The 20,907-nt window shown below is 67.7% G+C and carries 19 protein-coding genes; 8 read left to right on the plus strand and 11 right to left on the minus strand.

Annotated features, from left to right (window positions below; all coding sequences use genetic code 11):
- Positions 1 to 3: 3 nt before the first annotated feature.
- The 3 genes from FOB47_RS08720 (at position 4) to FOB47_RS08730 (ending at position 4,389) form a co-directional block, all read left to right on the plus strand.
- Positions 4 to 1,455 (plus strand): flagellar hook-length control protein FliK, encoded by a 1,452-nt coding sequence (locus tag FOB47_RS08720; RefSeq protein ID WP_174780628.1) that lies wholly within the window; start codon positions 4 to 6, stop codon positions 1,453 to 1,455.
- Positions 1,456 to 1,580: 125 nt separating this feature from the next.
- A complete protein-coding gene (alkB, locus tag FOB47_RS08725) occupies positions 1,581 to 2,246 on the plus strand; it encodes a DNA oxidative demethylase AlkB (RefSeq protein WP_174780629.1) in 666 nt (221 codons plus the stop codon).
- A 298-nt stretch (positions 2,247 to 2,544) separates the two neighbouring features.
- The gene (locus FOB47_RS08730; RefSeq protein ID WP_174780630.1) at positions 2,545 to 4,389 is read left to right on the plus strand and encodes a PhoX family protein; all 1,845 of its coding nucleotides are present in this window, start codon (positions 2,545 to 2,547) and stop codon (positions 4,387 to 4,389) included.
- 125 nt (positions 4,390 to 4,514) lie between these two features.
- On the opposite strand, the gene FOB47_RS08735 is transcribed toward FOB47_RS08730, so the two are convergent.
- Positions 4,515 to 6,764: an FUSC family protein gene (locus tag FOB47_RS08735; protein ID WP_174780631.1), complete on the minus strand. Its 2,250-nt coding sequence runs from the start codon at positions 6,762 to 6,764 to the stop codon at positions 4,515 to 4,517.
- 42 nt (positions 6,765 to 6,806) lie between these two features.
- Between FOB47_RS08735 and FOB47_RS08740 the strand changes: the two genes are divergently transcribed.
- The gene (locus FOB47_RS08740; RefSeq protein ID WP_174780632.1) at positions 6,807 to 7,004 is read left to right on the plus strand and encodes a hypothetical protein; all 198 of its coding nucleotides are present in this window, start codon (positions 6,807 to 6,809) and stop codon (positions 7,002 to 7,004) included.
- Between the two features lie 162 nt (positions 7,005 to 7,166).
- Here FOB47_RS08740 and FOB47_RS08745 read toward each other — a convergent pair whose 3' ends face one another.
- Together FOB47_RS08745 and FOB47_RS08750 are read right to left on the minus strand one after the other, a co-directional pair.
- Positions 7,167 to 7,865: an aspartate/glutamate racemase family protein gene (locus FOB47_RS08745; protein WP_174780962.1), complete on the minus strand. Its 699-nt coding sequence runs from the start codon at positions 7,863 to 7,865 to the stop codon at positions 7,167 to 7,169.
- 116 nt (positions 7,866 to 7,981) lie between these two features.
- The gene (locus tag FOB47_RS08750) at positions 7,982 to 8,854 is read right to left on the minus strand and encodes a LysR family transcriptional regulator (RefSeq protein WP_053823459.1); all 873 of its coding nucleotides are present in this window, start codon (positions 8,852 to 8,854) and stop codon (positions 7,982 to 7,984) included.
- A gap of 139 nt (positions 8,855 to 8,993) precedes the next feature.
- Here FOB47_RS08750 and argH point away from each other — a divergent pair, with 139 nt between their 5' ends.
- On the plus strand, positions 8,994 to 10,532 hold the full coding sequence (argH, locus tag FOB47_RS08755; RefSeq protein ID WP_174780633.1) for an argininosuccinate lyase: 1,539 nt from the start codon (positions 8,994 to 8,996) through the stop codon (positions 10,530 to 10,532).
- Positions 10,533 to 10,604: 72 nt separating this feature from the next.
- Here argH and FOB47_RS08760 read toward each other — a convergent pair whose 3' ends face one another.
- The 4 genes from FOB47_RS08760 to FOB47_RS08775 all read right to left on the minus strand — a co-directional run bounded on the left by FOB47_RS08760 (position 10,605) and on the right by FOB47_RS08775 (position 14,069).
- A complete protein-coding gene (locus FOB47_RS08760) occupies positions 10,605 to 10,799 on the minus strand; it encodes a DUF1059 domain-containing protein (protein ID WP_053823457.1) in 195 nt (64 codons plus the stop codon).
- Between the two features lie 123 nt (positions 10,800 to 10,922).
- Positions 10,923 to 11,576: a 3-isopropylmalate dehydratase small subunit gene (gene leuD / locus FOB47_RS08765; protein WP_174780634.1), complete on the minus strand. Its 654-nt coding sequence runs from the start codon at positions 11,574 to 11,576 to the stop codon at positions 10,923 to 10,925.
- On the minus strand, positions 11,569 to 12,999 hold the full coding sequence (leuC, locus tag FOB47_RS08770) for a 3-isopropylmalate dehydratase large subunit (RefSeq protein WP_174780635.1): 1,431 nt from the start codon (positions 12,997 to 12,999) through the stop codon (positions 11,569 to 11,571). The genes leuD and leuC overlap by 8 nt, the downstream gene beginning before the upstream one ends.
- 95 nt (positions 13,000 to 13,094) lie before the next feature.
- Positions 13,095 to 14,069 (minus strand): tripartite tricarboxylate transporter substrate binding protein, encoded by a 975-nt coding sequence (locus tag FOB47_RS08775; protein ID WP_053823454.1) that lies wholly within the window; start codon positions 14,067 to 14,069, stop codon positions 13,095 to 13,097.
- Positions 14,070 to 14,238: 169 nt separating this feature from the next.
- On the opposite strand from FOB47_RS08775, the gene FOB47_RS08780 reads away from it, so the two are divergent.
- Positions 14,239 to 15,165, plus strand: a complete 927-nt coding sequence (locus FOB47_RS08780; RefSeq protein ID WP_053823453.1) for a LysR family transcriptional regulator — start codon at positions 14,239 to 14,241, stop codon at positions 15,163 to 15,165.
- A gap of 25 nt (positions 15,166 to 15,190) precedes the next feature.
- On the opposite strand, the gene FOB47_RS08785 is transcribed toward FOB47_RS08780, so the two are convergent.
- The 3 genes from FOB47_RS08785 to FOB47_RS08795 form a co-directional block, all read right to left on the minus strand.
- Positions 15,191 to 16,648: an MFS transporter gene (locus FOB47_RS08785; RefSeq protein ID WP_053823452.1), complete on the minus strand. Its 1,458-nt coding sequence runs from the start codon at positions 16,646 to 16,648 to the stop codon at positions 15,191 to 15,193.
- Positions 16,648 to 17,463 carry a ParB-like protein gene (locus tag FOB47_RS08790; protein ID WP_053823451.1) on the minus strand — a complete coding sequence of 272 codons (816 nt, stop codon included), beginning with the start codon at positions 17,461 to 17,463 and terminating at the stop codon, positions 16,648 to 16,650. The genes FOB47_RS08785 and FOB47_RS08790 overlap by 1 nt, the downstream gene beginning before the upstream one ends.
- Before the next feature lie 192 nt (positions 17,464 to 17,655).
- Positions 17,656 to 18,237: a Fic family protein gene (locus tag FOB47_RS08795; protein WP_226995095.1), complete on the minus strand. Its 582-nt coding sequence runs from the start codon at positions 18,235 to 18,237 to the stop codon at positions 17,656 to 17,658.
- On the opposite strand from FOB47_RS08795, the gene FOB47_RS26145 reads away from it, so the two are divergent.
- Both FOB47_RS26145 and FOB47_RS08800 read left to right on the plus strand, forming a co-directional pair.
- Positions 18,222 to 18,482 (plus strand): hypothetical protein, encoded by a 261-nt coding sequence (locus FOB47_RS26145; RefSeq protein WP_226995105.1) that lies wholly within the window; start codon positions 18,222 to 18,224, stop codon positions 18,480 to 18,482. The genes FOB47_RS08795 and FOB47_RS26145 overlap by 16 nt on opposite strands.
- A 210-nt stretch (positions 18,483 to 18,692) precedes the next feature.
- Positions 18,693 to 19,298 (plus strand): uracil-DNA glycosylase family protein, encoded by a 606-nt coding sequence (locus tag FOB47_RS08800; RefSeq protein ID WP_053824539.1) that lies wholly within the window; start codon positions 18,693 to 18,695, stop codon positions 19,296 to 19,298.
- Between the two features lie 114 nt (positions 19,299 to 19,412).
- Here FOB47_RS08800 and FOB47_RS08805 read toward each other — a convergent pair whose 3' ends face one another.
- Positions 19,413 to 20,861, minus strand: a complete 1,449-nt coding sequence (locus FOB47_RS08805) for an aminotransferase-like domain-containing protein (protein ID WP_174780636.1) — start codon at positions 20,859 to 20,861, stop codon at positions 19,413 to 19,415.
- Positions 20,862 to 20,907 lie beyond the last annotated feature (46 nt).

Genomic DNA, 20,907 nt, shown 5'->3' on the forward strand with positions numbered 1-20,907 from the left:
CCGATGATCGACATCAGCCAAATCGTCAGCGGCGGCACCGCGGCCGCCACCGCCCCGCGCAACCCGCAGCCGGCGTCTGGCGCCAGCGAGTTCGGCGATGCACTGGCGCGCGCGCGCCAGACGCAGCCCGGCGAAGCGCGCCCGGCCAGCCAGCAGCAATCGGCGGCCAGGAATGGCAAGGCCGCCGACGGCGCCGGCAAGAGCGCGGCCGAAACGGGCAAGAAAGCGGAGTCCCCTGACGCCAACAGCCAAGCCGAACCCGGCAAGACACAGGCGAATTCGGGCAAGGTCGGCGGCACGACCGAAGATCGGAAGGACAGCACCGACCTGGCCGACGGCGAGGCCGGTACCAGCGACACCGGCGCCGCGGCCGCCGCGGCACTGCTGGCCGCAATGCTGCCGGCAGCGCCCGCTGCCGCTGCTGCCCCTGCCGGAGCCGCCGGCACGGGCGCGGCGGCAAACCCCGCCGTGCCGGCCGCGCCGACGGCCGCGCTCGCCGGCCAGCTGCCGGCTACGGCAGCCGCCTCCGACGCTGCCCCGTCGCTGGCAGAAGACACGCTGAACACCATCGCGTCGCAACGCGCGGCGCTGGCGGCCACCGCGGGCGCGCCGGAAGCGGCTGCGGCCACGCCGACGGATGCGGAAGCGGACGCCGGCAAGCCAGCCATGTCGTTCGACGCGACTGCCAGGACCGCGTTGAGCGCCGCGCAGCTGCAAGCGTCCTCCGACACGGGTAGCGCGCATGACGGCGCAAGCGGTGGCCGGGACGGCAACACTGGGCAGTTCGCCGCCCCCGCGCAGCAGCCCGCTGCGGCCGCGAGCAGCATGACCGCATCGCCAACGGCGGCGTTGCAGGCCGCGCTGCAGGCCGCATCGGACGCCGCCAAGGCATCGGGCGAAGACCGCGGTGCGGTGGCCGCACCGATCGAAGGCGCCACGCCGCTCGCGCACGGCACCGCCACCACACTCGGCGCGCAAGCCGGTGCCCAGGGTCCGGTCACGCTGCCGCTCTCTCCGCGTGTCGGCGATCCGCAGTGGCCGCAGGCGCTCGGCCAGCAGATGGTCCGCCTGTCCACGCAGGGCAACCACACCGCCGAGCTGCAACTGAACCCGCCCGACCTTGGCCCACTGAAGATCGTGCTCAATGTGGTCAACGATCAGGCCCAGGCCCAGTTCGTCTCGCCGCACGCCAGCGTGCGCGCGGCGGTCGAGGCCGCCCTGCCCCAACTGCGCCATGCGATGGCCGACAGCGGCATCCAGCTGGGCCAGACCTCGGTCGGCGCCGAGCAGTTCGCCGGCCAGCCGGGACAGGGGCAACAGCAGGCCCCGCAGCACCGCGGACAGGGCTTCGCACAGGGCGTGACGGAGTTCCAGCAGCCTGGCGCTACTCAGGCCGCGACGGCCCCGGCCACGCCGCGCCGCGTGGCGCTGGGTGAGGTCGATACGTTCGCCTGAGCGGACGCATTACGGGCTCTCGGTGTTCTCCCTCTCCCGCAAGCGGGAGAGGGGAGCCAACCCGCTGGTAGCCGCTCACCGGCGTATCATTCCCCTCCCCATGAATCGATACGCGCGGTACCCCCATGACCTTCGACCTGTTCGACAACCTGCCGGAGCCGGGCAGCCGCGGCGGGGAACATAGCGAAGCAATCGGCCCGGGTGCCGTGGTGCTGCGCGGCTTTGCGTTGTCCCGCGGTTCTGCGCTGCGCGAGGCGATCGAACAGGTTCAAGCCGAAGCCCCCTTCCGTCATCTGATCACACCCGGCGGCTTTCGGATGTCGGTGGCGATGACCAATTGCGGGACGCTCGGCTGGGTCTCGGACGCAAGCGGTTATCGCTACGACCCCATCGACCCGGACAGCGGCCGGCCCTGGCCCGCGATGCCGGCTGTCTTCACCGAACTCGCACGCGAGGCGGCCGCAGCGGCCGGCTATCCCGGTTTTGCGCCCGATGCCTGCCTGATCAACCGCTACACGCCCGGCACGCGGCTGTCGTTGCACCAGGACCGCGACGAGCGCGATCTGCGCGCGCCGATCGTCTCCGTATCGCTGGGCCTGCCCGCAGTATTCCTGTTCGGCGGGCCGAAACGCGCCGACCGTCCGGCACGCGTGCGCCTCGCTCACGGCGATATCGCCGTCTGGGGCGGGCCGAGCCGGCTCTTCTATCACGGCATCGCGCCGCTCGCCGATGGCGATCACCCGTTGACCGGGGCGCTTCGCCTGAACCTGACCTTCCGCAAGGCCAGCTGAACCACGCCGCCATGACGGTGCGATGACACTTCGATGAAGCCTCGATGAAGTCTTGCCGCGCAGCTGACCCGCCGCGTCTTCCCGTGCACTTGATGCCATTGCATCAGACATCTTTTCATCGCGACGTCACGGACCGCCCCTAGCATCCACCTCGCCGTCAATTTGCACTTGCCGCTGCATTCATCGCATTGGCACGATGCGGCCGCGCAATGTCCACGACATGCCTTGGAAAAAAGGGCTTCGACATGGCCGCGATGCGATGCCCGGCATTCAATCCAACAAAGGGAGGTCCCCCGTCATGTCTTACATCACCGATAAGGCGCGCGAGCCGCGCCGTGCGGCTGAAGGCTACATCACCGTTCCCGGCCAGACGCTCGAAGAGATCGTCGCCGCCAACCCGGCCCGCCGCAAGGTCCTGCGCGGCGGCCTGAGCCTGTCGCTGCTGTCGGTCTTCGGTTCGACCAGCCTGCTGGCGGCCTGCGGTGGCGACGACGATCCCGCACCGGCCCCGGCTCCGGCCCCCGGCCCGACCCCGAACCAGCCGCTGGACTACAGCATCGGCTTCAACCCGGTGGCGGACAAGGTCACCGCCGATACCGTGACGCTGCCCGAGAACTACTCGTACGAGGTCCTGTTCTCCGCAGGCGATCCGGTCGAAATCGGCTCGGTCGGCTATAGCGGCTCGTTCCAGAGCTCGGCGGAAACCGAGCGCCAGGCCGGCGGCAACCACGACGGCATGCACTTCTTCGAGATCCCCGGCGTCGATCCGCAGAAGGGCGGCCTGCTGGCGATCAATCACGAAGCGATGGATTCGGCCATCCTGTTCCCGGGCAGCTACGACGAAGCCACCGCGACGGCCGAGCAGAAGCGCCTGGCGCTGTCGTCGGTCGGCGTGTCGATCATCGAAATCGAATTCGTCGACGGCAAGTGGCGCGTCAAGCGCGACTCGCGCTACAACAAGCGCTATACCGGCAACACGATCTACAAGGTCGGCGGCCCGGCGGCCAGCGCGATCGGCGGCAGCGTGGTCGGCACGCTGAACAACTGCTCGAGCGGCAACACGCCGTGGGGCACGTACCTGACCTGCGAGGAAACGACCGACAACTACCTCGATCAGTCGAACCCGGAAGAGGGCTACGGCTGGGTGGTCGAGATCGACCCGCTGAACCAGCTGGGCGCGCCGACCAAGCGCACCGCGATGGGCCGCTTCGACCACGAGAACACCGCCTTCATGACCGACGCCAACAACCGCGTGGCGTTCTACATGGGCGACGACGGCACCCCGGGCTGCATCTACAAGTTCATCCCGAGCAATGCCTTCGATCCGAACAACCGCGCCGCCAACGCCAACCTGCTCGACCAGGGCACGCTGTACGTGGCCAAGTTCAACGCCGACGGTTCGGGCCAGTGGGTCGAGCTGACGCACGGCAAGAACGGCCTGGTCACCGGTGCCAGCGATCCGGGCAACTACACGCAATCGACCACGCCACCGGCGCCGACCATCGTCGACTTCAACTCGCAGGCCGACGTGCTGATCAAGACCAAGGCGGCTGCCCGCGTTGCCGGCGGCACGCTGATGGACCGTCCGGAGTGGATCACGGTCGCGCTGGACAAGACCGTGTACTGCACGCTGACCAACAACGGCAGCCGCCGCGTCACCGATGCGGCCAACCCGCGCGCCACCAACCCGCACGGCCACATCATCCGCTGGAAGGAACAGGGCGACTCGCCGCTGGCCACCACCTTCACCTGGGAAATCTTCCTGCTGGCCGGCGACCCGTCGCTGGCCGCGGACAACCTGAAGGGCAGCATCGTCGGCGACACGTTCTCGAGCCCGGACGGCATCCGCGTCGATCCGAAGGGCCGCCTGTGGGTGCAGACCGATGCCGGCACCGGCAGCAGCACGACCGACATCTTCGGCGCCAACTCGATGCACTACGTCGACCAGCAGACCCGCGAGTGCAAGCGCTTCCTGGTGGGCCCGCACGGCTGCGAGATCACGGGCATCGCCTACACGCCGGACCTGACGACGTTCTTCATCAACATCCAGCACCCGAACGGCGCATGGCCCAGCGCCAGCCTGCCGGCGCGCTCGTCGACCATCGTGGTTCGCCACAAGGACGGCAAGCCGATCGGCGCTTAAGTCTCGGCGTCCGATGCCGGCCCTCGCGCCGGCACTCCCAGAAGCCCCGACGGCGACCTGCCGTCGGGCTTTCTTGCTTGTTGCCGCGAAAGCGGTGGGGCGCGCTCAGGCGCAGTCGCTTGCCGTCAACCGGCTGCCGGCAAGCGGCGCCAGCGGCCGCCGCGCGCTGGCGCCAGCGTCGCAATCGCTGCCACGCCGGCATGCGCCTGCGCTGCATGTCGGCGCGCGAGCAGCGCCTGCTCCAGCAGGAAGCGGTCGCGCCATTGCGTCGCGGCTACCTGCGTCGCGGCCTCTTCGGTGCCGTCGACCGGCGTGGCATCTCCCTTCACGGCGCCCTTCACGGCGACATCGGCCGTTGCGCCCTCGCCCGGCCGCGCGGCCAGCGTCGCGAGCTCGTCCTGCACCTCGGCAAGACGCCGCCGCGTGTCTGCGCTCGCGGGCACCGGTGCTTCGCTGCCGACCGTTTCCGCTCGAATCACGCCCGCCAATGCCGCCATCCTTCGCACGGTCACATGCAGCCGCGCCAACTCCGCAACGATGGCCCCGTCGAGCTCGGTGCCAGCCTGCTCCAGTGCCTGCTCGGCACGTGCCGACGCGCGGCCGGCGGCCACGCGCAGCGCTTCCAGCCGCAATTCGGAATCGTCGAGCGCACCCTCGGACATTGCCTGCGCAAAGGCGGCGCGCAGATAGATCGCATGGATCGCGACCGCGTCTCGCGCGCGCCGGCGCGCCCGCGACAGCTCCGCGCGCGGGGCCAGCACCAGGTAGCTGGCCAGCGCGATCAGGCAGCCGAACGCGGTATCGGCGCCGCGCAGCATCGCCACATGGCTGCTGTCGGACGCGGGTTCGCCGATCCACGAAAACAGGATCACCGCAGGCGTCAGCATCAGTGCGAACAGGCCGGGGCTGCCGGCAAGGCGGGCCACGTATGCCGCGGACAGCGACACCGCGCTGATCGCCAGCGCGACCGGCGCGGCGGGATGCAGCAGCCCCACCAGGCAGGCCAGCAGCGCACCGCCCAGCGAGCCGGCGAAGCGCTGCAGCGAGATGCGCCGCGTGGTTTGCAACTGCGGGCTCAGCACCATGATCACCGTCACCGCGACCCAGTAGCCATGATCGAGCCGCCAGACCAGACCGGGCAGCAGACTCAGGCCTCCCGCCAATGCGAGGCGCACCGCGTGGCGCGTCACACGGGCATCGCCGGCACCGAGCTCCGCCAGCGCAGTGCTCCACTCTCGCAAGCCGATCCACAGCGAGCGGCGCGGCCAGTGGAACGATGCGCGCCACGCGGCAAAGTCCGGGAAGCGCGCCAGCGAGGCCAGCGCGGCGTGATAAAGCGGCGGTGCGCTGGCATTGGCGACCTGGCCATGCACACGTCTGAGTTGCAGATACATCGATCGCGTCAGCGCGGGCAGATCGGCCGCATGGCGGGACAGGCCCTGCTCGATCTGCTCGCGCAGATCGTCGAGGCAGCGGTGCAGATGCCGCAGCGGCAGCAGTTCGTGACCACGCCTGCCGCGCAGATCGGATGCGACGATCAGCAAGGCGAACACCGCCTCGGCCATCGCGATCAGATAGCGGTAATGCAGCAGCGTAGCGGCATCGAACCAGCTGCGCTGCGCGGCGAGCAATTCGCGCGCCTGCTCGATCCGCTCGCGCACCCGCCGCTTGCCGAGATCTGTCTGCCCGTCCTCTGGCGCATTCGCGGCCCGGCCCCCCGGCGGCAAAGCGGATTCGGCCAGCGTGCGGGCCAGCGCTTGCAGCGCCGTGAAGATCGCCACCATCTGTGGACGCGGCCGCGTATCGCGTGCCGACGGCAGCAGGGCCAGCGACACCGCGCAGGCGAAGGCGCCGCCGAGCAGATAGTCGCGGCCCATCTGCAGCGCCCACGCCGCGGCGTTGCCGACATCGGCATTGGCATCGGCCACCGGTTGCAGGCAGGCGGCGATCAGCACCACATACAGCAGCTTGGCCGATAGCGCGGCCGCGGTCCCGCGCAGTTCCACCATGCCGGCCGCCAGACCGGCGAACAGCACCACGGCCACCGCCACGATCGGACTGCCGGCCATCGCACCGCCCAGCGCGCTCGCGAATGCCCCGCCCAGGCCTACCGCGGCAAGCGGAGGCAGGCGATCGCGCGCGGTACCGCCGGGATCGGCGAGGCACGTCCAGATCGAGGCGGTCGCCGACCACAGCAGGCCCTGGTCCGACCCGAGCCAGCCCATCGTCGCCAGCGCGAGGAACGAGGCGCCATAGATCGCGCCGCGCCGGCATCGGGCGGCATTGCGTGCTTCGGCAACGGTCGCGCGAATATTGGTCGAGACCGCGGCGACCAGGATGGCAAGGAGACGATTCAGGGACGAGACGGCGCGCATCGGGCTGGGACAAGCAATGTTCCAGCCACTCTATGGGATTCGATGTTGCGACGCAATAAAACGGCGCTGCGGACCGTCTTTTCGCCGCTCTGGTGCGGGCTCGCCGCGGGGTGGTGCGAACGATTCGCCGGTGTGGTGCAGCGTGAAGGCTGGAAGCCGCCATTGTCGCGGCGCTTCCTTCGATATGCGGAAATCGCCGAGAAAACTGCCTATGCCGGCGTGCCGCGCTACGTTCGGTAGGGGCGAAAAAAAACCGCGCGAAGTTTCGCGCGGCTGGAATCCACCGAGGTGGTGGAGGAGACAGACTCGACTATATACCATCTGCTGCGACGCAACAAGTTTGCTGCAATTACCCGACGCGACGGTGCGGGATTTGTGGCATGTGCGCCACAGCAACGAGCTTCACCGGTCGGGCTGCACCGCCCGCCGCAGGGCCGCCCGGGCCAGCAACCGCGTCGAGTCGAGCGTCGGCAGCGGCGAATTGGCGTCGCTGATGATCAGCGGAATCTCGGTGCAGCCAAGCACCACCGCATCGCAGCCCCGCGCCCTCAGATCGGCGATCACACTCTGGAAGTACCCGACGGTCTCGGTCCGGAAGATGCCGCGTACCAGCTCGTCCATGATCAGCCGGCCGATTTCCGCGCGCTGCTGCAGATCCGGACGCACCGCCTCGATGCCGCGTGCGGCCAGCTTTTCAGGATAGACCTCGCTGTCGACGAGCCAGCGGGTACCCGTCACGCCGACCTTGCGATAGCCCCGCTGTACCGCTTCGTCGGCGACGACCTCCGCGATATGCAGCCAGGGCAGCGGGGAACAGGCCACGACATGGTCGAACGCCTGATGGATCGTGTTGTCCGGACAGATCAGAAACTCGGCCCCGGCGCGTGCCAGCTTGTTGGCGGACTGGAGCATCAGCTCGCCCACACCGCGCAGGTCGCCGCGATCCAGGCAGTCGACATAGTCGGCGAGCGAAGGCGTATGCATCGAGACCTCGGGATGCCCGTGCGGCCCAAGAAACTGCGCGCCTTCGGCGCAAATGGTCCGGTAGCACAGCGCAGCGCCCTCGGCGGAGCAGCCGACGATGCCGATGTGTTTTGGCATGGTGTGGATTTTCCTTGAAGTCGTTGGATAGCGGTCGAATAGCGGCGGATAGCGGTCGGGTCGCCGTCGGATTGCCGTGGGCCATTGTAGCCACGGTGAGGTCTTGCCGATGACGCTCAGCCGATCGCCCGCCGCAGGCACTCGAGAAACGCCCCCGCCAGCGCCGGCTCCGGATGCTGCCGCGCGCGCAACACAAAGCTGTTGAACGCGATCGCCGGCTCGAACGGCAACGCCTTGACGCCGGCAATCCGCAGGCTGCGGATCACCAGCGGATTCACCACGCTGACGCCCAGGCCCATGCTGACCATCGTGCAGATCGTCGCCGCATACGGCGTCTCGAGCGTCAGCTTGCGGCGATCGGGCACGAAGGCGGCGTCGATGGCCGCACGCGTGCCGTCGCCGTGCGTCAGCGAGATGAAGGTCTCGCCATCGAGATCGCCCGCGGCGACGCGTCGCTTGCGCGCGAGACGGTGATCGGCCGGCACGACGCAGACGCCCTGCACCTCGCGCAGCGAGCTGGCCTCCACGCCCGGCGTATCGGCTACGTACGAGACCAGTCCGAAGTCGCAGAACTGGGTCGCGGTCCATTTCGCGACGGTCGGCGAGTCGCTGGTATGGACCGAGATCGGCACGTCGGGATGCCGCTTGCGGAATTCGCGGATGGCGGGCGACATCACGCTCATTGCGATCGACGGCACCGCGCCGATGCGCAGCGTGCCGGTGCCCAGCTGCCGGATCGCGCGGGCGGAATCGCGCAAGGTGTCCAGGCCGACGAAGGCGCGTTCGACATCACGAAACAGGGCCTCCCCCTCGGCGGTCGGCACCAGGCGTCCCGCGATGCGCTCGAACAACCGGAAGCCCGCCTCACGTTCCAGCTGCGCGATCACGCGGCTGACGTTCGGCTGGGACGTATGCAGCTGCTCGGCGGCGATGGTCATTGAACGCGACAGCATCACCGTGCGGAAGGTCTCGATCTGCTTGAAGTTCATCGTGTCGTCGGCGAAGAAAGCGCGCGACGATGGTATATCAAAACCGTATGCATTGGCCCGATATTGTGATTTGACGATATGCGGCGCGCATTTCCATACTGGCCCGAACACAACATCCCTCACCGAGACATCGCGCCATATGGACACGACAGCAACCGACGCCACCGGCAACGCCCCCTCGAAAGTCAGCCGCCGCCTGCAGCAGGCGACCGCTCCGGAAGTCTGCGAACTGATCTACCTGCCGCGGCTGAACCGCGACTTCGGCAGCGGCTTCCGCTATCTGACCGACATCAACCGGGCGCATCTGCTGATGCTGCATGCCGCCGGTCTGGTGCCGGGTCCGACGGCGTCGAGGATTGCACGGGCGCTGGAGGAGATGGAACACGCGGGCGCCGACGCGGTACCGCTCGACCCGGCGCGCGAGGACGCCTACTTCAACTACGAGGCACAGCTGATGCAGACCGCGGGTGCCGACGCCGGCGGGCGCCTGCATGTCGCACGCAGCCGCAACGACATCCTGGCCACGCTCGACCGGCTGCGCGCGCGCGATGCGGGGCTGGCGCTGCTGCAGGCGATCCAGGACCTGCGCACGACCACGTTGGCCATGGCGCAGCAGCACGTCGACACCGTGATGCCCGGCTACACGCATCTGCAGGCGGCGCAGCCGATCACCTACGGTTACTACCTGGTGGGCCTGGCCGATGCGTTTTCCCGCGATGCCGAACGGCTGCTGCGCGCGCTCGATGCGCTGGACGCCTGCCCCCTCGGTGCCGGTGCGTTGGCGGGTACCGCCTTTCCGATCCAGCGCGAGGAAACCGCACGGCTGCTCGGCTTCTCGCGCTGCGTCGCCAACGGGCTCGATGCGGTGGCATCGCGCGATTTCGCCTGGGAAATGATGTCGGCAATGACGATCGCGGCGGTCGGCTGGAGCCGCGTGGCCCAGGACTACTTCGTCTGGTGCACGCCGGAGTTCGGACTGATCGATTTCCCCGACAGCGTGGCCGGCACGTCGAGCATCATGCCGCAGAAGAAGAACCCGGTCGTGCTCGAATACCTGAAGGGCAAGGGGGCCCATCTGACCGGCCTGCTGACCGCCGCGCTGTCGACCGTCAAGGGCACCAACTTCTCGCATACCGGCGACGGCAACCGCGAGAGCATGCGCGGCTTCTGGGAATGCGCCGACGAATGCGTGCGCAGCGCCAGACTGCTGACGCTGGTGATCGGTTCGGCCACGCCGCTGCGCGAGAACATGCTGCTGCGCGCACGCCGCGATTTCTCCGCGGCCACCGATCTTGCCGATGCGCTGGTGCGCGAGGCCGATCTGTCGTTCCGGGAGGCCCACCATATCGTCGGGGCCGTGGTACGCCAGGCACTGGACGCGCGGCTTCCCGCCGACCGCATCACCAGCGAGATGGTCGATATCGCCGCGCGCGAGCAGATCGGCCGCGCGATCGGTCTGAGCGACGAGGCGGTGCGGCGCTGCCTGGACCCGGTGCAGGGCGTCAGCGCCCGCATGGCGTCCGGCGGGCCGTCGCCCGCGCTGGTGCGTACGCGGCTCGTCGCGATGCAGACGGAGCTGGACGCGGCCGCTGCGGATCTTGCCGCCCGGCGCGCCGCCGTCGCGAGCGCGCGGGAGACACTGAAGCGCGAAAACGCCGCGCTCGCCGCCGCCCTGTAAAAACGACACCGCCGGCCCTGGGGCCGGCGGAATGTCATGGCGGTGCTGCCCTCAGCGGGCGTCGTCCCGGCATCACTGAGGCGGCGAGCCCTCCTTGAAGGCCGCCTTGATCTGCTCGCGCAATTGCGGCGAATCCTGATGCTGGTGGACCGTCACCGCATGCTGCACCGCGGCCTCGAGCAATTCGTCCTCGCTGTCGGCGCTGATCGCCACGGTGCACCTGGTGTCGCTGGGAATCTCCCGGCAATCGATATATTTGCGTCCCATTGCTGCCTCCTGACGCTGCCTGCATGAAATGGCGGAACGAGTTCCGCGCTGGCACCGCCGGCGCGACACCGGTCAAGGCCGGCGGGCTGCATTGAGTATAGGCAGGCGGCGGGCAATCGATGCTTACCCGGCGGCGCTGCCGCCAAGCCGGCGGCGCGTCGCGGCGGCGATGTCTCGCGTCCATGGCTCGGCGGCCCAGCGACGCTCGGCGAACGCCTCGATCTGCTGCCGATACGCCAGCGACAACCCGATGATGTCGAGCCCTTGCAGGAACATCTCGCGATGGCGGGCCGACAGCGCAAAGCCGGCATCGAATCCGTCGGCCATGACACGCATCGATTCGATATCGATGCCGACCGGGCCACCGTCGGAGCGCTCGACGATTTCCATCAGCGCGGCGACCTGCTCCGGCGGCAGCATCACCAGCAGCAGCCGGTTGTTCATCGCGTTCGAATAGAAGATCTCGCCGAAGCTCGGCGCGATGACCGCGCGGATGCCGTATTGCTGCAAACCCCAGACCGCATGCTCACGGCTCGAGCCGCATCCGAAGTTCGAGCCGCCGATCAGCATGGAGGTGCCGGCGTATTCCGGGCGGTTCAGCACGAACTGCGTACGCGGCATCCCCTGCGCATCGAAGCGCAGGTCGTACAGCAGGCCCTGCGCGAGGCCGGATTTGTCGATGCCGCGCAGGAACTGCTTCGGCATGATCTGATCGGTGTCCAGGTTCTCGATGCGGATCGCCGCGGCCTTGCCCTCGATGCGAAGCGGTTCAGTCATGGTGGTGCTCCAGTGCGCGTACGTCGGTGATCCGGCCGGTCACGGCGGCGGCGGCGGCCATCGCCGGACTCATCAGATGCGTGATCGCCCCCCTGCCCTGCCGGCCTTCGAAATTGCGGTTGGTGGTCGACGCGCAGCGCACGCCGGCCTCCAGCACATCGTCGTTCATCGCCAGGCACATCGAACAGCCAGGCTGCCGCCATTCGAAGCCCGCCTCCGTCAGCAGCGCGGCGATGCCCTCGGCCTCGGCCTGCGCCTTGACCGCACCTGACCCGGGCACCACCATCGCGCGCACACCGTCCGCCACGCGGCGGCCGCGCACTACCTGCGCCACCGCACGCAGATCCTCGATCCGGGCATTGGTGCAGGAGCCGATGAACACGTGCTGGATCGGCGTGCCGGCGATCGGTGCGCGCGGTTCCAGGCGCGTATAGGCCAGGGCCTGTTCGGTGCTGCGGCGTGCGGGACCTTCGGGCTGCTCGATGGGATCGGGAATGCGCCCGCCCACCGGCACGACCTGATCCGGGCTGGTGCCCCAGGTGACATGCGGCGCCACGTCGCTGGCATCGAAGCGGTGCTCGACGTCGAAGGCCGCGTCGGCATCGCTGTGCAGCGCCCGCCAGGCGGCAAGCGCCCGAGGCCGCAAACCGTCGTCGATATCGGGCGCGCGTTGCAGCACGTAATCGATGGCCGTCGCATCTGGCGCGATCAGCGCGCCGCGTGCTCCGGCCTCGACCGCCATATTGCACAGCGTGAAGCGCGCCTCGACGCTGAGCGCTTCGATCGCGCTGCCGCAGAACTCCACCACATATCCGCGTGCGCCCTGCGCACCGATCCGGCCGATGATCATCAGCACCAGGTCCTTGGCCGTGGTGCCCGGCGGCAGCGTGCCGTCGACGCGAATCCGCATGTCCTTCGCCAGCCGATAGACCAGCGTCTGCGTGGCCAGCACGTGCTCGACCTCCGAGGTGCCGATGCCGAAGCCCAGCGCACCCAGCGCGCCATAGGTGGTGGTATGGCTGTCACCGCAGATCACGACCATCCCCGGCCGGATCATGCCGTGCTCGGGCGCGACCACGTGCTCGATGCCCTGCAGCCGGTCGTTGGTATCGAACAGCGCAATTCCATGCCGATCGCAATTGGCCTTCAGATTGCTCGCCTGCAGTGCCGACGCGGGATCGGCAATCACGCGGATCGCGCCCGGCTGGCTCGCCGGATGCGTGGGGATGATATGGCTGACCACGGCGACGTTCTGCCCAGGCATCAGCACCGGCCGGCCCTGCTCGTGCAGGCCGGCGAAGGCCTGCGGGCTGGTGTACTCGTTCATCAGATGCAGATCGCAGAACAGCAGGACGTTGTCGTCGTCGAGCCTGGCGACCGTATGCGAATCGACCAGCTTGCGATATAGCGTGCGGGGGGTCATGCGAGGTTCCGAATGAGGCGATATGTCATGCCGCGATACTCAGCGGCCTCTGGCACGAATATGCGCCCGGCGATGTGCCGGGCAACGTGCGCGGCTTATTCCGCCGAGATGCCGCGCTCCTTGATCAGCTTGGCCCACAGCGGCATTTCCTTGGCGAGGCGGGCGCGGGCCTGGTCCGGCGTGGTCGGCATCGGATCGAATCCCTCGCGCACCATGCGGGCCTTCAGCGCCGGCGCGTTCAACGCGGTATTGAGCGCGGCGTTCAGCCTGGCGATCACCGGTTGCGGCGTGCCGGCCGGCGCGAACACCATGAACCAGGTTTCGAACGCATAGCCCGGCAGTCCGGCCTCGGCGATGGTCGGCACATCCGGCATCAGTGCCGAGCGCTTCGGGCCCGTCACGCCGATCGCGCGCAGCTTGCCGGCCTGCACCTGCTGCTGCGCGGCTGACAGCACCGGGAAGCTCATGTTGACCTGCCCGGCGATGGTGTCCATCAGCGCCGGACCGCCGCCGCGGTACGGGATGTGTTCGATCGGTACGTTTGCCACGCTCTTGAACAGCTCCGCCGCCATATGGAAGGTGCTGCCCGGGCCCGCCGATCCATAGGTGTACTTGCCGGGCTCGGCCTTCAGCATCGCCAGCAGCCCCTTCAAATCCTTGGCCGGCAACTGGTTGTTGACCACCAGCACGTGCTGGGAACTCGCCACCATGCCGATCGGCGCCAGGTCCTTCTGCGTGTCGTACGGCATCCTGGCGAACAGCGAGGGATTGATCGCCAGCGACACCGTCTGCAGGCCAATCGTGTAGCCGTCGCCGGCCGCCTTGGCCACCGCATCGACGCCGATATTGCCGCCGGCGCCGCCCTTGTTCTCGATCACGATGGTGCCGCCAAGCGCCTTGGCCCATTCGTCGGCGACCAGCCGCGCCGCGATATCGGCGCTGCCGCCCGGGGCGTACGGCACCACCAGCTTGATCGGCCGCTCGGGATAGTTCTGCGCATACGCGCCCGCGGCGCCCACCGTGCTACCGAAAGCCAGCGTCAGGCCGGCGCAAAGGAATTGCAGTTTCATCGTTGTCTCCATCCACCCGTGGGTTGGTCGTTATTGGTTTGGTCATTGGTCTTGTTGTGCGAGGCATCGTATCATTGATGAAAACCAGCATAATTTCCGCGCAGATCATGCTTGATTAACTAGAAGTCATGAATCGGCATTTCCGCTCGCCGCAACAAACAGACCCTCCATGGACGGCTTCTCCGACCTTGCCTTCTTCGCCACCGTCAACAAGCACGGCAGCCTGGCCGCCGCCGCGCAGCAACTGGGCGTCACGCCCCCCGCGGTCAGCAAGCGCCTGGCCGCGCTCGAACGGCGCCTCGGTGTGCGCCTGCTGCAACGGACCACCCGGCGGCTCAGCCTGACGCCCGAGGGTGAGACCTATCTGGTCGAAGGCGCGCGCGTGCTCGCCGAACTGGAGGCGCTGGAACGTACCGTGGCGGGCAGCGGCGCGACGCCGCACGGTCTGCTGCGGATCAGCGCGACGCTGGGCTTCGGCCGGCGGTATATCGCGCCGGCGCTGTCGGCGTTCGCGCGGCTGCATCCGCGCGTCGAGGTGCAGCTGCATCTGAGCGACCGCCCCGTCAATCTGGTCGAGCAGGGCTTCGATGCGTCGATCCGTTTTGGCGAATTGCCGGATGCGCGGCTGACCGCCCGGCTGCTGGCCAACAATCGCCGCCTGCTGTGCGCGACCCCGGCGTATCTGAAGACCGCAGGCACACCAGCCACGCCGCAGGACCTGACGCGACATCAATGCATCTTCATCCGGGAGAGCGACGAAACCTTCGGCACCTGGCATCTGCGCAGCGGTGCGCGGCAGGAGACCGTCAAGGTGCGCGGCCCGCTCAGTACCAATGACGGCGAATCGGCGCTGGGTTGGGCGCGCGAGGGACATGGCATCCTGGTGCGTTCGGAATGGGATGTGGCGCCGCTACTGCGCAGCGGCGAGCTGCAGCCTGTGCTGAAGGAATGGAATCTGCCGAACGCCGATATCTATATCGTGTTTCCCACGCGCAGCCACCTGTCGGCGAAGACGCGCGCGCTGGTCGATTTCCTGCTGCAGCGCTTTGCCGCGCATCGGCGTGTGGACAGCGGCGCGCCGCACAACGGCTGGTGATAATGGCGTCCGCGCGCCAAGGCCGTCAGTCGCGGTACGGCCGCAGCGGCGCAGCCACGGCCTCGAGCGGCTTGCGTTCGGCATCGACCGCGTATCGCCACGCCAGCAGCCCCGCGACGATGACCAGCGCGGCGCCGATCGCATAGCCGATCGCCACCGCTTCGCGGCTGCCGGTGTCGACCAGCATGCCGAACAGCGCCGGTGCGGCGAAGCCGCCGGCACCGGTACCGATCGCGAAGAAGATCGAAATCGCCAGTGCGCGGATTTCGAGCGGAAAGACCTCGCTGACGGTCAGATACGCCGAGCTTGCCGCGGCCGACGCGAGGAAGAACACCGCCGACCAGCACAGCGCCAATCCGCGCGCATCGACCCAGCCCTGCACGAATGCCCAGCCGGTCAACGCCAGTCCCACCCCGGACAGGCAGTAGGTCAGGCCGATCATCCTGCGCCGGCCCACCTGATCGAACAGCGGCCCGAGAATCAATGGGCCGAGCACGTTGCCCAGCGCGAACGGAAACAGATAGAGCGCCACGCGGCCATCGGGCACGGCGTAGAAGCGCGTCAGCACCAGCGCGTAGGTGAAGAAGATCGCGTTGTAGAAGAAGGCCTGCGAGATCATCAGCGCCAGCGCGACCACCGTGCGTCGGCGATAGCGATGCAGCATCACGTCGGCGACCTCTCGCCACGGCGTCGCCTGTCCCGCGGTGCGCGGCATGTTTCGCAGCACGGTGTCGTCGCGAGCGGTGTGCGCGGAATGGCCGTAGACCTCGGCCTCGATCCGCTCGACGATGCGCAGCGCTTCTTCCGGCCGGCCATGCGTCAGCAGCCAGCGCGGGCTCTCCGGCACATCGCGACGCACCAGCAGGATCGCGATGGCGAGGATCGCGCCGAGCGCGAAACCCGCGCGCCAGCCCAGCTCGGGGCCGAGCACGCGCGGGTCCAGCAGCACCAGACTCAGGCCCGCGCCGAGCGCCGCACCGAGCCAGAAGCTGCCATTGATCGCCAGGCTGACGCGGCCGCGCACGCGCGCCGGCACCAATTCGTCGATCGCCGAATTGATCGCCGCGTATTCGCCGCCGATGCCCAGGCCCGTGACGAAGCGGCATAGCGCGAAGACCGCGAAATTCGGCGAGAACGCAGTCGCCAGTGTCGCGCCCATATAGACCGCCAGCGTCAGCAGGAACAGCCGCTTGCGGCCGAGCCGATCGGTCAGGCGGCCGAAGATCAGCGCACCGAGCACCGCGCCGGCGATATAGATCGAGCCCGACCAGCCGAATTGCGAAGCCGACAGCCCCAAGGTATCGGGCCGCTGCAGCACGCCACCCAGCGAGCCGACCAGCGTGACCTCCAGCCCATCGAGCACCCATGCCACGCCGAGCGCGATCACCACGCGCCAGTGCCAGCGGGACCAAGGCAGACCGTCGAGCCGCTCAGGCAAGGCGGCCGCCGGCGCGATCGTGCTCGCCTGCGCAGTTGCGGTCATCACGCCTTACCGGCCGACTTGCCGGCCTTGCCGGATTTCGCGGCCTTGCGCATGGAACTGATCTTCGCCTTGCCGCCCGCCTTGCCGTCCGCCCTGTCATCGAGATGGCCCGGCAACCCGCGCGCCTTGCTGCTGCGCGCCAGCTTGACCGCATGCGCGAGCGCCAGTGCAAATCCCGGCACGGTGTCGAGACGCCCGTCGATATGGCGGCGGAAGAAGTCCGCCCAGCGGAAATCGGGATAGGCCTGCTTGACCTTGTCGTAGCCGCCGGCCAGCTGCGCGAAGGCCTCCAGACTGCGGTACGGATCGTCACGCATCTCGGCGAGCGAATGCGGCAGGGCCGCGAGGCCCTGCCGCTCGCCGTATTGATCGTACGGGTGGACCAGATGCCGCGCCTCCATCTCGAGCCAGAAGCGGTCGGGCGGCAGCGCGCTCCAGTTGTGCTTGATCACCGCCGGCACGCTCTCGATGCCGAGTTCGTACCAGGCGCGCGCCCAGTGATGATGGTCGATGACATAGAACGCCGGGCCCGGGCCGATCACGACATGGATGCGATGCCGCTCCATCAGCTCGATCTGCTTGCGGCCCTGATGGCGCAGGGTCACGTCCATCTTGCTCTGTACGTGATACAGGCCGACCGTCATCTGCGTCGGCCGCAATTGCCTGACAGGCAGCGTGACACGGGCGCCCTTGCGCCAGGTTTCGCCGGTGAGCGCTTCAGCGGGCGGCGCCGATATGGCACCGCCCGCCGCTGACTTGTCGTCGGCCGGATCCAGAGCTTCGCGCAACCGGGCGGGCTCGCCGCTGCGTTTCATTGCCTTGCCTCCCTTGCGACCGTCTTGCCGTGGCTTCATGCGCGCCTTTGGTGGTTCGCTGATGACCCGGGCGGGGCAAGAAGCATGCCGTGGCTGGAAGCGTTTTACGCCGCCAACCCTTTGAGGGAATGGCGCGACGCTTTTGTAAAAGCTGCAATATCCGGTTGCCGGAACTGCCGACGGCGCGTTATTTCACTTCCACACCTGGACCCATTTCTCGAACTCGCTCGGACGCAGGCGGAACCGCGCAATGCTGCCGAGATGCAGCGTCATCAATTGCGTTTCGACGACCTCGACAAAACGGGAGCGATCCTGTTCCGCGAGCTGCTCGGCACGGCTTCGGATAAAGGACACGGCCTGGACCTTGTTCATTGCCATGCGTACCACCTCGGCCACGGTCTCGCCAATCTGGATTCGATATCGCATGCGGAAAGGGTCCGGCTCCCCGACCGACTGCCGGACAGCGGAATAGCGCGCGCACGAGCGCTGGTAGGCCCATGCAAATACGTCGCGCAGCAATTCGACGCGATTCAATTCATGGACGGCCAGCATGGCGCTGATATAGGCCTGCTGCGGGACATCGACGAAAGAAAGCGGACAGAGGTTGTGCTTGATCAACGGAATATTCGCGGCCAACCGCGAGACGCGTTTATTGACGTCCTCGAACGGCTGCAGATAGGGCAAATGGACCATCGCAAAAAATGCCTGCTCGCGCGGTTGTAACGCGCCGCAGCGCGCCGGCCCAACGGCTGGAGGACATGGGCCTGAATCGATTCGGCCTCGGCCGTCAAGGGCACGCGGATCTCGCCGCGCCCCGTCAGTCCGAGTCCCAGTTTGACGTTGCCCGCCGTGGTGACCATCGTCGCCGCGCGATACCGAGTCGCGCGCCTGGCACGCTCGCAGCGCAGGTATCCTTGCGCAATCAGGTCGTTCGGCCATCGCTGAACAGTGCGGCGTGTGGCCGCTCCATGCAGGCCGGCATCGATCTGCTCGATTCCGACGCCTTCCGGGTGGTGTGATACAAGGTCAAGCAAGACCTCGTATTGCTTGTTGGGGTGTGTTTCTGGCATCACTTCAACGTTCGCCTGATGTCGCGATTTCTAGAATTGCGACATCATCAGCGTCAGCAATGTCGCGAAAACCGATTATCACGACATCATCGATGTCGCGTAACAGCGCCTCTGCAGAACGTGGCTATGCGCAAGAGCGGTCCCGCAGCACGATCCGACATGAAGCCGCAACGTATCCTCCCTCTCGACACACTGCTTTCCGAAGTCCGCGCCTGCCGAGCCTGCGAACCGGACCTGCCGCTTGGTGCCCGCCCGGTCCTCCAGGCCTCACCGCAATCCCGCATCCTGATCGTCGGCCAGGCCCCCGGGATCAAGGTCCACGAAACCGGCATCCCGTGGAACGACGCCAGCGGCAAGCGGCTGCGCGAATGGCTCGGAGTCGATGCCGAGACGTTCTACGACCCGACCCGATTCGCCATCGTGCCGATGGGCTTCTGCTATCCCGGCCGCGCCGCAAGCGGCGACAAGCCGCCCCGGCCGGAATGCGCGCCGTTGTGGATGGACCGGATTCTGGCCAGCCTGAAGCACATCGAACTGACACTGCTGGTCGGCTTGCACGCGCAGCGGTATTTCCTCGGCGCGGCGAACAAGGCGTCGCTGACCGAGACCGTCAGGGCGTGGGCGGAATATGGGCCGGATGTCGTGCCGTTACCGCACCCGTCGCCGCGCAACGTCGCCTGGTTTCAGCGCAATGGCTGGTTCGGCGAGGCAGTATTGCCGGCGTTGAAGGCACAGGTCGCTCGGGTGCTGGCCGGGGCTCGATAACGCGGGCTTCACCCCAAGTTCCGCAAGACAGATCGGGGCAATGGAATTTCCCGATCGGGAAATTTTCAGGTTTTCAGGCTCTCGCTTCGTTGGATTTTTCCCGATCGGGAAAAATCACCCTTCCGTCCCTCCGCGCGCCACCTTGCTCCGGCTCCCCGCCCCCAACACCCTGCGCAACGCCGCCTCGAACCTTGGATCCAGTACGGCGCCCACGTTGAACCGTGCCCATTGCGATCGGGCTTCGGGATCGACCCGGAACACGCGGCCCGGGGCGATCATGATCTTTTGTGCCAACAGGACTTCGGCGAGTGCAAGGGAGTCCGGTACCTGTGGAAATGCTGCCCACAGGTACAGGCTCTGCGGCGGCCGCACCCATACGTCGGCGCCGAGGCGATCGAACAGGGTCAATGCCCGCTCGGTAGCATCCGCGAGTCGCGCACGCAGTTTGGCGAGATAGCGCTGGTAGTGGCCTTCGCTGAGGATCACGTCGACGGTGCGCTCGCAGTATTCCGAGCTGCTGACATGGATCAGCGTTTTCAGGTCGGCCAGGTCGCTGGCGAGGGCATCGTTGCAGGCGATATAGCCGACCCGCAGCGCGGCCGAGAAGGACTTCGAGAAGCTGCCGATATAGATCGTCCGCTGCAGCTGATCCAGTGCGGACAATCTCGGCAGCGTGGTCGGCTTGAAGTCCGCCAGCGCATCGTTCTCGACCACCAGCAAATTGAAGCGCTCGGCGAGTTGCAGCAGGCGATAGGCTTTGGCCGCGGAAAGGTCCGAGCCAGTGGGGTTGTGGCCGACCGATTGCGTGAAGAACAGCCGCGGCCGCTCGCGGGTCAGGATCTGTTCGAGCGCCTCGATATCTGGCCCATCCGCGAGCCGCGGCACGCCGACGATGCGGGCACCGGCGAGCTTGAGCTTGCCGAACAGCGGGTAGTAGCCCGGATCGTCGACCAGCACCGTGCCGCCGGCCGGCACGAAATAGCGGATCACCAGGTCCAGCGCCTCGTTGGCGCCGTGCGTGAGCACGATCTGCCTGGCCTGCGCGCCGATGCCGACATCGCCCAGCTTGCGCACCAGATGGTCGCGCAGCGGCCCGAAGCCGAAGCGGTTGCCATAACGGAACAGCGCGCCCAGGCCGGTGCGCACGACCTTGTGGTGATAGCGGTCCAGCCGCGCCTCGGCCAGCCAGGACACCGGCGGAAAACCGTCCCCGACCGCCAGCACGTCGGGCCGGCTCTTCAACTGCTCGCGCATCAGCCAGACGATGTCCATCGCGCGGCCAAGCGTGCCGGCATCCTCCTCCGGCGCCGGCCTGGGTGCCACCTCGCGCACGAAGAAGCCGGAACCACGCCGCGGCTCGACCAGCCCGCGCGCGACCAGCAGCTCGAAGGCGGCGACGATGGTGTTCTTGCTGTAGCCATGCAACTGCGCCAGTTCGCGCAGCGACGGCAGACGATCGCCGGTGCGATACGCGCCTTCGGCGATCTGGCGGGCAATCGAGTCAGCCAGCGTGGCGGCAAGCGACGGGGATCTGCGGGCGGTGCCGGGAGCGGTCGTGGTCATTGAAGGGGCGGAAAATCGGGCGAAAGGCCACTGTCCCCGCAAACTG

Source organism: Cupriavidus gilardii, from assembly GCF_013347325.1.
Classification (GTDB): Bacteria; Pseudomonadota; Gammaproteobacteria; order Burkholderiales; family Burkholderiaceae; genus Cupriavidus; species Cupriavidus gilardii.